The following is a 15,101-nucleotide window of genomic DNA, read 5'->3' as shown; positions in this document are numbered from 1 at the left end:
AACATGTTATAATGAACCCGATTAACAGCAGGAGATGATTGTCTGATGGGGTTCGTGAAGATTTACCTAGCTTACTTGAAAAATAACTTGTTCATGAGACTGCTGCTCCTGTTCTCATTAATTACGATTATTACGATCATTTCCTTTTCCTTTTTCATGTATCACTCGATGTCGCAAGCCGCGATCAATCGTGAGCTGGATGTACAAAAGAAGGCCATGATGAATGTGAACAATTATTTAGGGCAGAAGTATGATTCGGCGCAGGCGATTCTATTTGGATTATATCGGGATAGTTCGCTGGCTGCTGGCGTGTCTTTCATGCTGCAGCATCCTTTTCAAGAATATGTGCAGCATAGCCTTGAGCAGAATAATTTAGGCGGAAACAGTACATGGAATGATGGTTTGGAGTACTTCAAAAACCACGTGGAAGATGACGAGGATATTCGCAATGTGATGTTGTACAGCGTGGAACAGCAGGTCTTATATGTATTAAGCCATAATCGGCCGATGCGGATGATTACCACGGATGCGGCGCACTCTTATATTCCGGAAGTTATGGCGCTTGATAGTAAAAGTGTCTCACTGCCGAATATTTGGGTGCGCGAAGCCGCGGATCAGTGGGACAACCACCTATATGCCGTACGATCACCGATTAATGATAGGCAAACTTTGAAAAATATAGGTCAGCAGCTCGTGTACTTCAGCTCCGATAGTATTTGGAAAGTGTTATCCCCTGAGCAAAAAGATTTGAAGGGAACGATTCTCGTATTGTCATCAGAGGGAGGCGTACTGTTCGACTCCTCTGATCGGTACTATGGACAGCTTTACCCAAATATGGATGAAGTGAATGCGATGTACGAGCGCAGCGATATGAATAAAACGAATTATGTGTCGAAGCTTACACAAGCCAAAGGGGATTTCATCGTCGTCGGCCTGATGCCCAAAGAGGAGCTTTCCGCTTCTTCGTGGCGAATTGGGAGCACGATTTTTTCTATTAGTGCCGTTTGTATTTTTTTCGCGATTTTGCTGCCATCACTCGTTGTGCTGAATGTCGCTAAGCGAACGAACCTCATTATCCGCTTCACACGGAAGGTCAAACAAGGTGATTTGACCGCACGGATTCAGGACATTCGAGAGGACGAACTAGGCCAGATTTCCCGCAGCTTTAACGAAATGATCGATGAATTAAACCAATATATCGACCGGGTGTATAAGGCCGATATCAAGCAGAAACATACGGAATTAACAGCCCTGCAGGCCCGCGTTAATCCTCACTTCCTATACAATACTCTAGAAGTGATCCGTATGCGGGCGATTTCTCAAGGCGCTCATGACGTTGGCGACATGATCTACAGCTTATCGGCGTTATTCCGAAGTTTCGTCCAGCAGAAGAAACTGTACACATTGAAGGACGAGCTCGAAGCCTGCCGCTTATATCTAGAGCTGTTTCAGATTCGATATAAAGATAAATTTACGTATGCCATCGAGTGGGATCGGAAGCTGGCTCCTATTCGTATCATGAAAATGTCGCTGCAGCCTATTATTGAAAATTATATCGTGCATGGGTTGCGGAGTGAGAGCACCGATAATGAGCTGCACATTCGGGTGAATCAAATGGAGGAATTCCTGCACGTTCAAGTGATCGACAACGGAAATGGGATAACGGAGGACCGTTTGAAAGAGATTGAGCAATTCCTCCAAGCGGAGGAATCGGAGGAGGAGTCTTTTGGTCTGCGGAGCATTAACCAACGACTGAAGCTTCTCTACGGAAGCAAATATGGCGTAGAGCTGCGAAGCACACCAGGGCATGGAACGACCATAGATGTATGGTTGCCTGTCGACGGCGGGAAGGAGGATTACGATGTTTAGGGTTTTCATTGTTGATGACGAACCATTTATTGTTGAAGGCTTGTACGACATCATCGACTGGGCGGAAGCTGGGCTGGAAATTGTCGGGAATGCGAGCAACGGCCAGAAGGCATTGGACGCCTTACAGGAAACTTCCGTGGACATTTTATTGACGGATATCTCCATGCCTGTAATGAATGGGCTTGATTTGATTCGTCATGCCAGGGTGCGCCATCCGGATCTGAAAGTAATCGTGCTCAGCGGATTCGATGAATTTACTTATTTAAAAGAAGGCATGATGCTCGGCATCGAAAATTATTTGCTGAAGCCAATTAATATCAAAGAACTCAAAGCAACCCTTCTCAATACCGTTGAGAAGCTGAACTCTTTTAAAGAGACACGACTGGTTCAAGCCTATAATAAGCAAATTTTGAAGGATAACACCTTACAGCGGTGGCTGACGCATCAGATTGCTCCGACGGAATTCTACGAACGAGCGGATCTGCTGGGCATCAATCTAGATTGCTCGTATATGGCAGTCGCCGTAATACGGCTAGAATCTGATGCGGCAGAGGTTGTGGATACCCTCTCACAGCGGGTAGAAGCTTATGACTGGTTGACGTCTTTCTATGATATGGATGGCGATATCGTGCTGCTCGCTACGATGAATGATGTTGATCGCGGCAGAATAGAGCTCAAGGATATACTGCGGCACATGCAAGTCGAGCTTCATGAACATGTGCTCCGCATTACGATAGGCAGCGTAGAGCAGCTTCTTGACCACACAGGAGAAAGTTACGCAAGCGCGAAGAAAGCACAGGAGTATTTCTGGGTTTACCCAGAGCTCTATATGATCGATGCAAGCGAATTAGAGTTCCACGAAGGTCATCCAAAGGTGGATTTCTCGCTCATTGACTGGTCCTCCTATGCCAAGCTTATCGTGGGGAAAGATCAAGAAAACTTAAGGCTGCAGATTCAAAATGATTTCAAGCGGATTCAGGCCTTGCCAGGAATTACGCCGCAGGATTTTCAGGATATCGCTTTTGAGATGGTGATTCATTTCAAAATGGAACTGAAAGCGATCCGCCACACCGAAGATCAGGACGTGTATAACCAGGCTTTTCAACAAATCAGGAGCTCTGTGACGCTCGACGATCTGGAAAAAGCGATCATGGAAGTGGCTGAAATGACGGTTGGCTTACTAATTTCCGATGTTCGAAGTCCGATTGTGCAGCAAGTGCTGAAATATATCCACGAATCGTATGCGGATGAGCTTTCGCTCAAAATGTTAGGTGCGCACTATCATATTCACCCTGTGTATTTGGGACAGCTATTTCACAAGGAAATTAATGAGTCTTTTACGGAATATATCAATCGATACCGAATCGAGAAAGCGAAGGAACTGCTCAAAACCACGCATTTGAAGGTTCATGTCATTGCCAAAGATGTCGGGTATTGGGAAGTCGGTTATTTCTATAAACAGTTCAAAAAGTATGTGGGAATATCCCCAACCGATTATAGAGGACTGCTCTAGGGAAAACTGGAGTGCAGTCCTTTTTTTGTTTTTTCTTTGATTTGTACATGCTTACATTTAATTTATCGTCTATTTGTAAATGCTTTCATGAGTTACTGTAAATATAGCCCCTCGGGCGTATACAATAGAGCACGAAATAGGGAGGATACACAAATGAGCAAGATTAAAAAACGATTGGTTGCAACACTTGGACTTACGCTTGCAGCTTCAATGGTGCTTAGTGCATGTGGAAGCAAAGATGCTGGCGATACGAAAGGGGCAGGCACTCCAGATAAGCCAGTAGAGTTAATTTGGTACACAATTGGAACGCCGCAAAAAGACGTTGACCGCGTTATGGCTGAAGTTAGTAAATACACGGCAGAGAAAATTGGCGTAACGGTAAAAATGAACATGATTGATTGGGGCGACTATCCGCAAAAGATGCAGGTCATGACGGCTTCAGGTACACCTATGGACATTATGTTCACGTCTTCATGGGCGTTCGATTATGTGCAAAACGCGCGTAAAGGCGCTTTCAAGCAGATGGATGAGCTTCTCCAAAAAAATGGACAAGGCATCGTTAAAGCATTGGACCCAGCTTTCTTGAACGGCTCTAAAGTAGATGGCCACAACTACGGTGTTCCGGCGAATAAAGAGCTTCCTGCACAAGATGTATGGCGTTTCAACAAAAACCTGGTTGATAAATACAACTTGAATATCGATAAAGTAGATTCAATCGAAAGCTTGGAGCCATTGCTGAAAGCGATTAAAGAGAAAGAACCGAATGTTTATGGCTTAGCCGTGGACAAAACGTTCATGCCTTATGTGCCTTATGACTATGTGATTGAAAAAATGCCGATGGCTGTGAAAGTGAACAACCCGGATTATAAAGTGATCAACATTTTGGATACACCAGAAATGAAACAGGCGCTTCAAGCGATGAACAAATACTACAAAGCAGGTTATATTCCTACGGAAGCTGCAACGCTAAGCTCTCTGAATGATGTTCAAGTGACTGGCAAATGGTTCGCGGACAAAGCGACAAATCAGCCTTTCGCAGACAACCTATGGTCAGCAAGCTATGGTTATCCTGTTGTTTCCAAGCCAGCTAGCCCAGCTTTGATCTACAACTGGTCCGTCATGGGTTCCATGCAAGCGATCTCAGCAAACTCGAAGTACCCAGAGAAAGCCATGGAGTTCCTGAACTTGCTGAACACAGATGCAACTCTTCGCAATATGGTTGATTCCGGTATCGAAGGCGTACATTACAAAAAACTCGATAACGACAAAATGGAAAACTTACCGGATTCCAAAAACTATGATATGCCAACCTTCGCGCTTGGTAACGTTCTACTGACGTACAAAGACAAGAAAGATCCTGAGAACAAATGGGAAGAGTTCAAAAAGTTTAATGCTACTGGCGTACCGGCACCACTTCTTGGTTTCAACTTCGATCCTTCGAAAGTAACGGCTGAAATCGCTGCCGTTCAAAACGTAAAAGAAGAGTTCTGGGCAACTTTGATGACAGGTACCGTTGATCCTGATAAATTCATTCCTCAAGCTAACGAGAAGTTCAAAGCAGCTGGTCTGGACAAAATCATTGCTGAAGCACAAAGCCAGATCGATGCTTGGAAAGCAGCAAACAAAAAATAAGATAGGATTCGGATTAGGCGAATGTCAATCATTCGCCTGATCTTTTTAATCTTATCGTGAGGAGTGATTTTATGAATAGAATAGGAGCATTTCTAAAAGATGTTAAACAAAGCAGAGTGCTGCTGCTAATGGCATTGCCAGCAACGCTTTGGTTCCTGTTCTTCTCTTATTTACCAATGGCCGGTATGGTGATCGCATTTAAGCAATACCGCTATAGCAGAGACGGCTTTTGGGCAAGCATTGTAGAAAGCAAATGGGTAGGACTGCAAAATTTCAAATTCCTTTTCAGTACGAATGACGCTTATATTATTACGCGCAATACGCTCCTGTATAATATTGTTTTCATCGTTGCAGGGCTCGTGCTTTCGGTGGCATTAGCTATTGTCTTATCGGAAATTGTCAACAAGAAGATGGCGAAGCTGTACCAAACCGGGATGTTCTTGCCGTACTTTTTATCCTGGGTCATTGTCGGGTACTTCGTGTTTAGCTTTCTTAGCTTTGATAAAGGGATGCTCAATCATATTCTCTCGGCGTTCGGAGTCGATCCGATCCGGTGGTATAACGATAAAACGTACTGGCCTCTTATTATTATCTTCGTATACTTATGGAAGTCTGTAGGTTATAGCAGCGTTGTTTATTTGGCAGCCATTATGGGAATTGATAAGTCCCTTTATGAGGCTGCAATGATTGACGGTGCCAGCAAATGGCAGCAAATCAAGCACATCACTTTCCCGATGCTGAAGCCGCTGATGACCATTCTGACGCTGCTCGCAATCGGTCGTATCTTCTATGCAGATTTCGGATTATTTCTACAAGTACCAAGAGATTCAGGAACACTGTATTCGGTAACGAATGTTATTGACACTTATGTCTACCGCGGCCTCAAGTCGACCGGTGAAATCGGAATGAGCACAGCAGCGGGTCTCTACCAATCTGTCATTGGCTTCATTCTCGTTATGACTTCCAACTATATTGTTCGAAAATTTGATAAAGATAATGCGTTGTTCTAACGAATGGCTAAGAAAGGAGGAACTTTAACATGATGGCTAAACCGATGAAAAATCGTGATTTTCATAAATTACCGCCGGCTTTGAATATCCTATTTAATCTCGTTGCAGGAATCTTTGCTTTGGCGTGTGTGTTTCCGTTTCTATTTGTGACGATTATTTCGTTCACGGATGAGAAGACGCTAAGCAGCAACGGCTATCGGCTCATTCCTGAGAAGTGGAGTCTCGAAGCCTATCGTTATTTGTTCAAAGCAGGAGACCAATTGCTAATGTCTTATGGGGTCACGATTCTAGTGACGGTCGTTGGTACGCTGGTTAGTTTGATATTGACGGCTACATTTGCTTATGCAATTTCAAGAAAAAGCTTTAAATTCCGCAATTTTTTCGGTTTCTTCGCCTTTTTTACCATGTTGTTCAATGGTGGCCTCGTACCGACCTATATTGTTGTTACGCAATTGATGGGACTTAAGGATTCCTTGTGGGCACTCGTCTTGCCGCTTGCCGGAAATGCCTTTTACATCATGATTATGCGGACATTCTTCGTCACCTCTGTGCCAGATGCGATTATTGAGTCAGGGAAAATCGACGGCGCCGGTGAGTTTGGTATTTTCGTCAAATTGGTGCTGCCGCTTTCGCTTCCGGGACTGGCAACGATTGGCTTGTTCAGTACATTAGGGTACTGGAACGATTGGTTTAATGCACTTCTCTATATCGATTCACCTAATCTTGTGCCTTTGCAATCGATGCTTATGCGGATCGAGAACAGTATGCAGTTCTTGCTGCAAAATACAAGCAATCCATCCATTGGTGTGGGCTTGCTGCAATCGCTGCCGCAGGACACATCGCGAATGGCGATGGTTGTGCTTGCAACGGGACCGATTATCTTCGCTTATCCGTTTTTCCAACGGTACTTTATTCAAGGTTTGACAATCGGAGCAGTGAAAGAGTAATACAGACGAATTCATACAACATTTGTTAATCATAACGATTTTGGAGGACTTACCATGGAACAATTCAGACTGCCGAAAATTCCAATGCCAAAGCTGGAATTGCCACAGGCGATTCAAGAGGTATTAGCGGAAGCCGAAGAGAAGCTGGCGCATCGTCCTAAGCTTTTGCAATTATTTAAAAACTGTTTCCCGAACACGCTGGAGACGACAACGAAGCTGATGGAGGACGGAACGACTTTCGTTATTACGGGAGATATCCCTGCTTCATGGCTGCGCGATTCCGTTGAACAGGTGATGCATTATGTGCCGTTTGCCAAAAATGATCCAGATCTTCAGCGCATTCTTAGCGGGTTAATTAAAAGGCATATGCAATATATTCATATTGACCCTTATGCCAATGCGTTTAACGAATCGGCGAACGATTGGCATTGGAACAAAGCAGATAAGACTGAGATGTCACCATGGGTGTGGGAACGGAAATTTGAACTCGATTCCCTGTGCTTCTCGATGCGTCTAGCTTACGCCTATTGGAAGGAAACAGAGCTAACGGATATCTTCGATGCCGGCTTTAAAGCTGCAATGATCAAAATCTTTGAGCTCTTCAAGACGGAACAGCATCACTTCGAGCAATCTCCTTATCGTTTTACGCGAAATAACGGTATTCCGACGGATTCACTGCGCAATAACGGGCTGGGGATGCCTGTGAATTATACCGGTATGGTCTGGTCTGGTTTCCGCTCCAGTGATGATGCTTGCGATTTCCATTACAACGTACCTGCGAATATGTTCGCGGTCGTTGCTTTGCGTCATATGCAAGAATTCGCGGAGTGGGTGTTCCGGGATATCGACTTCCTGAATGAGCTGAAAGCGCTGGAAGCGGATATCGATCACGGAATTAAACTCTATGGCATTTATCGCCATCCGGAGTTTGGGCCAATCTATGCTTACGAAACGGATGGCTTCGGCAATTACTGTTTGATGGATGACGCGGGTACACCTGGACTTATGTCGATTCCGTATTTGGGTTATGTATCTGCTGATGATCCGATCTATCAGAATACAAGACGATTCGCGCTTAGTAAGGAAAATCCGTTCTATTTCGAAGGGAAAGTAGCGAAAGGGATCGGCAGTCCGCATACACCGGATAATTATATTTGGCATATGGCATTATCCATGCAAGGAATTACGGCCTCGACAGCCGAAGAGAAGATAGCGATGATCGCTATGCTCGAAGCGACGGATGCAGACACCGGCTTTATGCATGAAGGTTTTCATGTCGATGATCCAACCATTTTCACACGCAAATGGTTCGCTTGGTCGAACAGTCTGTTCTCCCAGCTCGTATATAAAGCGATGAAGGAAGGCTTGCTATGATTCGGAGTCGTCCTGTCGTTATTTTCTATGATTCGGATTTTCCGATCAGTGCTTCAATGGAAGTTCGGACGGCAAAGCTGGCAGAGCAAGGAGCAATCCTTGCCAATGCGGATTCTCTTGCTGAAGTGCTTCGGCAAGCGGAAGGAGGGTGCTTCGTTAATCTGCACGCTCCGTATTTCCCAAAATCCGCTTGGCAGGAAATCCTAGCCTTCTTGAAGCGCGGGGGCGGACTTCTAAGCGTCGGCGGCGCAGCCTTCAAACGGCCAGTTCGCCGCGAGGCTGACGGCTGGCAGGTGGAAACGGAACAAACCGCGTATCATCAGCAGCTCTTCATCCATGAGATGCTTCGAGTCGAGTCGAGCCCGATTGTCAGCTATGCGGCATTAGAAACTTTGCCGCTTCTGAAGGGACAAGAATCGTTATTCGCGGCCGCAGACACATGGAACATGGTGCCGCATACGACGCGCAACAGCGATTTGCCGCATCAAATGGGTGCAGCTGGGACGATGAGCACGCAGATTCATCCTCTCCTGAAGGGCGTCTCCAAGGAAGGCCGCGAAGTTGCAGCACCTGTTGTTCTATGGGAGAATTCTCGCGGTGATTTTGTGGGTTCGCGTTGGCTATTTGTCAATGTTCCGCTCAGCGAGGGGTTCTGGCATGATGGCGGAGCAGAGGCTTTGCTCGCGTGGGCCGCATTTTGTGCAAAAGGGGTAACGGAGCTGTCGATCAAGCCGAATTATGCCAGCTATGAGCCTGGCGAGCATGCGGTGCTGACGCTTCAAACACAGCTGATGGGAAGGACCGGGACAGATTCCGGAACGGAAGTCAAAGGCCTTTCTCAAGCATGGAAGTTTGATCTAACGGTAGAGCGCGAAGATGGCGCTGGGGCCAGCTGGACACATCATGTGACAGCTGCTGTTAACAAGGAATTCAATCTTGTGCGAATTCCAGTGCCATTGACGATTGAGCGCGGTTTGTATCGTGTAACGTGCGTGGCCGAGGCTGAAGATGGAGAGAAACGTGCACTTCGCCAAGGTTTTTGGGGACATGATCCCATTCTCCTAGCCGAGGGCAATCCGATTACCTGTGATCGCGATTATTTCTTCAAAGACGGGCATCCGCTGCCTGTAGTCGGCATGACGTATATGACCTCCGACGTCGCTCGCAAATTTTTGTTCCTGCCGAACGCGGACGTATGGGACCGCGATATGGCTCAGATGGCGAAAGCGGGCATTAACTGGATTCGTACGGGCATTTGGACGGCATACCGTAACGTTATGCAGGTAGATGGTCATGCTTCCGAAGAAGTGCTGAGAGCAATCGATGCCTTCTTCTTGACGGCTAAAAAGCACAATTTGCAGGTGACGTTTACCTTCTTCTCCTTTACACCGGAGACTTGGGAAGGCGTCAATCCGTATTTGGATCCCCAAAGCGTAGAAGCTCAGAAGCGGTTTATTCGCTCCATTGTGTCGCGTCACCGTGAGTCTACGCACGTGGATTGGGACCTGATCAATGAGCCTTCGATGTTCGATCCAGCGCAGATCTTCTCGAATGGACCTCGTTCCAGTCGGGATGCTTTCGAGCAGACCGCATTCACAGCGTGGCTCAAGCAGCGGCATGAAAGCATTACGCTCCTGCAAGAGCGGTGGAATATGTCGCCGCAACAGCTCCCGAGCTTCGAAGCGGCTGTTATTCCTGAAGCCGACGAAATCAACTTTGATGTGCAGGATATGCACCGTGCCAAAAAAGGAACCCGCTGGCTCGATTACTGCTTATTCTCGATGGATATGCATAATCGCTGGGCGAAGGAACTTTACGATACAATTAAGGAAATTTGTCCGAATCACCTTGTCGTGGTTGGACAGGACGAGGCGCTTGGTGCGCAGCGGCCTTCGCCGTTCTTTTACCAGGAAGCCGTCGACTATACGACTGTTCATTCGTGGTGGTTGAACGACAACCTCGTTTGGGACGGTATTTTTGCCAAAACACATAACAAGCCTAATGTCATACAAGAAACAGGAATTATGTACGTAGAGACGCCTGATGGACGCGCCAAACGTTCGGAGAATGAACTGCGGAGCATGCTGGAACGCAAGTATGCCTACGCATTCGCTACCGGCGGCGCTGGCGCCATTCACTGGATTTGGAATACGAACTTCTATATGGATAATGCGAACGAATCGCATATTGGTGCGCTTCGGGCGGACGGCACGGAGAAGCCGGAAGCTGATGTTTCTTATGATTTCGGACGTTTTATGGCCGAAATCAGAGACTTATTCAAGGAGCGGGCACTTGAAGACATCGTCGCGATTTTCCCTTATTCGAACGATTTCTCGAACCGGAAATTGGCGTTCGATGCAACTACGCGAATGATTCGCGTGCTAACGTACCAGATGAATATGCCGCTGCGAGCGGCTTCGGAGTATCATCTGGATGTGCTCATGGACCAACCGCCGAAGCTGATTGTGCTTCCGAGCGCGCATAATATCGATGAGCAGGCGTGGCACAAGCTGCTAGATATCGTCAAGACAACGGGAGCCACGCTGCTTGCAACGGGTCCGTTAAGCCTTGATGCGTATTGGCATCCAGCATCACGCTTAACCGATGTACTAGGAGAAGCGGAGCTTCAGAATGTGCGCCGGGAAGAAATGCTGCTGCTGCAAGGCGTTAAGCTACCGGTATCTTATGGCCAACGCCGCATTGCCGAGGTGGCGAAGGAAGTGCGCACATCGAGCGCGGGTTCACTCGCTGGAGACGGCGGCCGGGGAGATGCGGTCATCGAGATTCCGCTTGGAGAAGGCAAGCTGATTTGGAGTCCGCTTCCCGTTGAGCTGAACGAACGGACGGACACCGTGCTTGAGCTTTATCGCTACGCGATTCAAGCAGCAGGCTGTGACAGCGGCTTGCAATGGAAGCAAGGCGGCGATATCGCTGGCGTATATGGAAGGAAGCTGCGATACAAGGACGGTTTCTTGTATGTATTTGTATCCGAGTTCGCCTGGGACGCGGACATTGAAGTGACAGATACGGATAGCGGGGCCACCTATACCTTCACCTTGGAGAAAGAGCGCTCCGTGCTCTTTGCAGCAAATTCTGAGGGTGAAATTATTTCCGTGTACCGACCTGAAGAAGTTCAAATTGAGAGGAGCTAAGCCATGAGCGCCAAAAGAACAGCTCATATCATTTCCCACACACACTGGGATCGGGAATGGTATTTACCTTACGAGAAGCATCATGTTCGCCTTGTTAAATTGGTGGACACTTTGCTGGATAAATTAGATAACGATCCGAACTATCGCAGTTTTTATTTGGATGGTCAAACGATTATTATAGAGGATTACTTGCAAGTTAGACCCGATCAAAAGGGGAAACTGGAGAAATATATCCAGGATGGCCGCATTATCATCGGTCCTTGGTATATTCTGCAGGATGCTTTCCTTACGAGCGGTGAAGCGAATGTACGCAACATGCAGATTGGGCATCAGGATGCGAGAAAATACGGCCCCGTCGCCAAAATCGGTTATTTCCCGGATACATTTGGACTTGTCGGTCAAACGCCGCAATTGATGCAGCAATCTGGAATTACGAATGCGCTATTCGGACGTGGGGTCAAGCCTACAGGCTTTAACAATACGGTTTCTGATGGCGATTATGAATCATCATTCTCTGAGCTGATGTGGGAAGGACCGGATGGTTCCAAGGTTCTCGGTATTCTTTTTGCCAACTGGTATTCGAACGGTAATGAAGTTCCTGTGGATCTGGAAGAAGCGAAGGCATACTGGGAGCGGAAACTGTCCGATGCTGAGAAATACGCTTCGACAAGCGAATTGCTCTTCATGAATGGCTGCGATCATCAACCGATCCAGCTTGACTTGCCGGAAGCGATTCAAACCGCACGTGAGCTGTATCCGGACACGGTATTTATTCATTCGAATTTTAATGATTATTTGCAATCTGTTCAGCGTTCTTTGAAACATGAGCTTTCTACCGTAAAAGGCGAGCTTCGCAGCCAACGTACGGATGGTTGGTCGACGCTGGTGAACACGGCTTCGGCGCGTGTTTATTTGAAACAGATGAATCAGCTAGGGCAAGCGATGCTGGAGAAAGTGGCTGAACCACTGGCTGCTTTCGCACATGCCGTTAGAGTCGGGGAGAAATACCCGCATCATCTATTCACTTATGCTTGGAAAACGCTCATGCAGAACCATCCGCATGACAGTATTTGCGGGTGCAGTGTAGATGAAGTGCATCGCGAAATGGTCACTCGCTTCGAGAAAAGCAGGCACGTGGCGGAAGCGATTGTAGAAGATAGCACCCGCGCGCTTGCGGAAGCGGTTGATACTGCGAGCTTTGCGGAAATAGGTGCGGATGCCTTGCCAGTGGTTGTATTCAATACGACGGGTTGGGAACGTACGGGCGTTGTCACTCTAGAGCTTGATGCGCTTCGTCTGTATTTCCGTGACGGCTATAAACTCGAAGAAGCAAGCCGCCTTGCTAAGGAAGTGGATCTCACTGGACGTGTACTCGTGGACGAGCAGGGGACTGAGCTTGCTTGCACTGTGGAAGATCTCGGATTGCAGTTCGGCTACGATTTGCCGGATGACAAGTTCCGTCAGCCGTATATGAGCCGCAAGGTGAAGCTGACTTTTGAGGCGGAGAAGGTTCCTGCCTTAGGTCTGAAAACGTATGCTTGGGTGAAAAAGGAGTCGACAGTTGCAGGGTCTTCGCTACTTGCGGGAGAGCGCGTATTAGAAAATGCCGTGCTGAAAATCGCAATTGCAGACGACGGATCGTTCACACTTGTGGATAAAAAGAGTGGCCGTACGTATCGTGATTTGGGTGTATATGAGAATACCGGCGATATCGGTAACGAGTATATGTACAAACAGCCGGACGGCGAAACACCGCTTACGACGAAGGGGACTGCCGCGCAAATTCGCGTGCTGCAAGATACGGCTTATCAGGCTGCAATCGAAATCATTCACGAGTGGGCGATTCCTGCGTCAGCTGATGAGAAGCTGGATGAAGAGCAGCGCGATTTGGTTTACTTCCCGCATCGTAAAGCGCAGCGTTCCACGCGTATGGTGCCTATGACGATCCGTACGGTTGTCTCTTTGAGCCGTGGTGGACAAGGAGTAGAGATGGAAGCGACATTCAACAATCAGGCGAAAGATCATCGTCTGCGGATGCTTTTCCCTACGGATTTGAACACGAGTGTTCACCAGGTGGACTCGATGTTTGAAATCCCGCAGCGGGGCAATAAGCCGGCAGCGGAATGGGAAAATCCGAGCAATACTCAGCATCAGCAAGCCTTTGTTGATGTTAGTGAAGCGGGAGATGGCCTTGTTGTTGCGAATCTCGGTCTGAACGAATACGAGGTTCTGCAGGATGGACGCAATACGATTGCTGTGACCTTGCTTCGTGCGGTTGGCGAGCTTGGCGATTGGGGCTTGTTCCCGACGCCGGAAGCACAGTGTCTAGGCGAGCACACGGTTCGCATGGCAATCATTCCGTACAGTGGTGAGCCAAGTAGGCAAACTGCTGCTTATGCGGAGGCTTACCAGTTCCAAATCCCATGGACTTTAAGTCAGACGGGTGTTCACACGGGAAGCATTGCTCCGACATATTCACCGTTTGCATGGGAAGGCGGGGACTTGGCATTCTCCTCGCTGAAGATGAATGAAGGCACAGGCGATCTGTTGCTGCGTTGGTACAATATGAGAACTCAAGCGGCTGAATTGAAGCTTAATGCGAATACGCCGTATTACTATTTCTATAAGAGCACGATCTTGGAGGAGCATGGTGAGCGTCTGGATAAGGATGCTGCTGGTCGTTTGACTCTGCCGGTTGGCCCTTGTGAAATTGTGACGATTGGGGTTTCTAGCTGAGTAATGGCTGAAAAGGAGCTAAGCGGCTTTATGCGCTTAGCTCCTTTTGGATTTACCCTTTCGCGGGGAAGCGGGCCAATGCCTTAGACAGAATAACTGGAAAATCTACCGTTAATCAGTGCCGAGTAGGCCTGTTGAGTGAAATAGCGGTAGAAACTCCATCTAAATCGGCTTCAGGAGGCGAAATTTCCAGTAGTTGATCGAATTAGCGGTAGAAATTCCAGTTACTACCGTAAAAATGGATCAGCGGCGGGAAATAGCAGGAGAATTCGGCGTTATTTATAAGAAGTCAGTACCGGGAGATAGGCTTGTCCACCAGTTCTCTTTAGCAGCCGTCCCCTCAGTTGCCGACCAGTCTGCCGATTCAATCTACACTCCTTCAATCCACTCTTTGGGGTTAACCGAAGTAACCGCCGCCATGCGTCCGCTTACATTATTCACGGTTTCGCCCACTCAATTCCCCAGCGGGAGTTATCCCTGCTCCGGGCAAAAAAGCCGTTTTTTCTCATCAGAAGCGTCATAAGCAGCAAGTATAGATGTAAGCAGCCCAGGGAATCGTATTTCTAAATCCTCCGTTCGCAGCGATACAAGCCGCTGCGTCCCTTGGACGCGAATATTCACAACACCAGCTTCTCTTAAAGTCCGTGCGTGGTGTGACATGGTTGATTTGACAACAGGAACATGGAAGTCGCCGCAAGCTTGCTCGCTCATCGTGCTGAGCTCAGAGACGACAAATAAGCGGATAGGATCACTCAAAGCATAGAGTACGGTGGATAAATGAATGTCTGTGATATCTGGATGATGTAAATGTTTCATTCTAGAGCCCCCTTATTTATTTCGGGTTGACGATTGTATTATAGCATAACTC

The 15,101-nt window shown here is 47.5% G+C and carries 9 protein-coding genes; 8 read left to right on the top strand and 1 reads right to left on the bottom strand.

What is annotated here, in order from left to right:
- Positions 1 to 45 precede the first annotated feature (45 nt).
- The 8 genes from GQF01_RS27650 (at position 46) to GQF01_RS27615 (ending at position 14,233) form a co-directional block, all read left to right on the top strand.
- A complete protein-coding gene (locus GQF01_RS27650) occupies positions 46 to 1,869 on the top strand; it encodes a sensor histidine kinase (protein WP_161410179.1) in 1,824 nt (607 codons plus the stop codon).
- On the top strand, positions 1,862 to 3,382 hold the full coding sequence (locus GQF01_RS27645) for a response regulator transcription factor (protein ID WP_161410178.1): 1,521 nt from the start codon (positions 1,862 to 1,864) through the stop codon (positions 3,380 to 3,382). Before GQF01_RS27650 ends, GQF01_RS27645 begins: the two co-directional genes overlap by 8 nt.
- 153 nt (positions 3,383 to 3,535) lie before the next feature.
- A complete protein-coding gene (locus GQF01_RS27640) occupies positions 3,536 to 5,014 on the top strand; it encodes an ABC transporter substrate-binding protein (protein ID WP_161410177.1) in 1,479 nt (492 codons plus the stop codon).
- 71 nt (positions 5,015 to 5,085) lie between these two features.
- Positions 5,086 to 6,024, top strand: a complete 939-nt coding sequence (locus GQF01_RS27635) for an ABC transporter permease (RefSeq protein WP_161410176.1) — start codon at positions 5,086 to 5,088, stop codon at positions 6,022 to 6,024.
- A gap of 29 nt (positions 6,025 to 6,053) precedes the next feature.
- Complete coding sequence (locus GQF01_RS27630; protein WP_407945430.1) at positions 6,054 to 6,971, top strand: carbohydrate ABC transporter permease; 918 nt, start codon at positions 6,054 to 6,056, stop codon at positions 6,969 to 6,971.
- A 54-nt stretch (positions 6,972 to 7,025) separates the two neighbouring features.
- On the top strand, positions 7,026 to 8,345 hold the full coding sequence (locus GQF01_RS27625) for a glycoside hydrolase family 125 protein (RefSeq protein WP_161410175.1): 1,320 nt from the start codon (positions 7,026 to 7,028) through the stop codon (positions 8,343 to 8,345).
- Positions 8,342 to 11,497 (top strand): beta-galactosidase, encoded by a 3,156-nt coding sequence (locus GQF01_RS27620; protein WP_161410174.1) that lies wholly within the window; start codon positions 8,342 to 8,344, stop codon positions 11,495 to 11,497. Before GQF01_RS27625 ends, GQF01_RS27620 begins: the two co-directional genes overlap by 4 nt.
- Before the next feature lie 3 nt (positions 11,498 to 11,500).
- Positions 11,501 to 14,233, top strand: a complete 2,733-nt coding sequence (locus GQF01_RS27615) for an alpha-mannosidase (protein ID WP_161410173.1) — start codon at positions 11,501 to 11,503, stop codon at positions 14,231 to 14,233.
- Between the two features lie 471 nt (positions 14,234 to 14,704).
- Here GQF01_RS27615 and GQF01_RS27610 read toward each other — a convergent pair whose 3' ends face one another.
- The gene (locus GQF01_RS27610) at positions 14,705 to 15,049 is read right to left on the bottom strand and encodes an ArsR/SmtB family transcription factor (protein WP_161410172.1); all 345 of its coding nucleotides are present in this window, start codon (positions 15,047 to 15,049) and stop codon (positions 14,705 to 14,707) included.
- Between the last annotated feature and the right edge of the window lie 52 nt (positions 15,050 to 15,101).

The organism is Paenibacillus silvestris (assembly GCF_009882985.1).
Lineage (GTDB): Bacteria > Bacillota > Bacilli > Paenibacillales > NBRC-103111 > Paenibacillus_E > Paenibacillus_E silvestris.
Note: the sequence above shows the minus strand (reverse complement) of the source record. Positions and strands in the feature narration are given on the sequence as shown.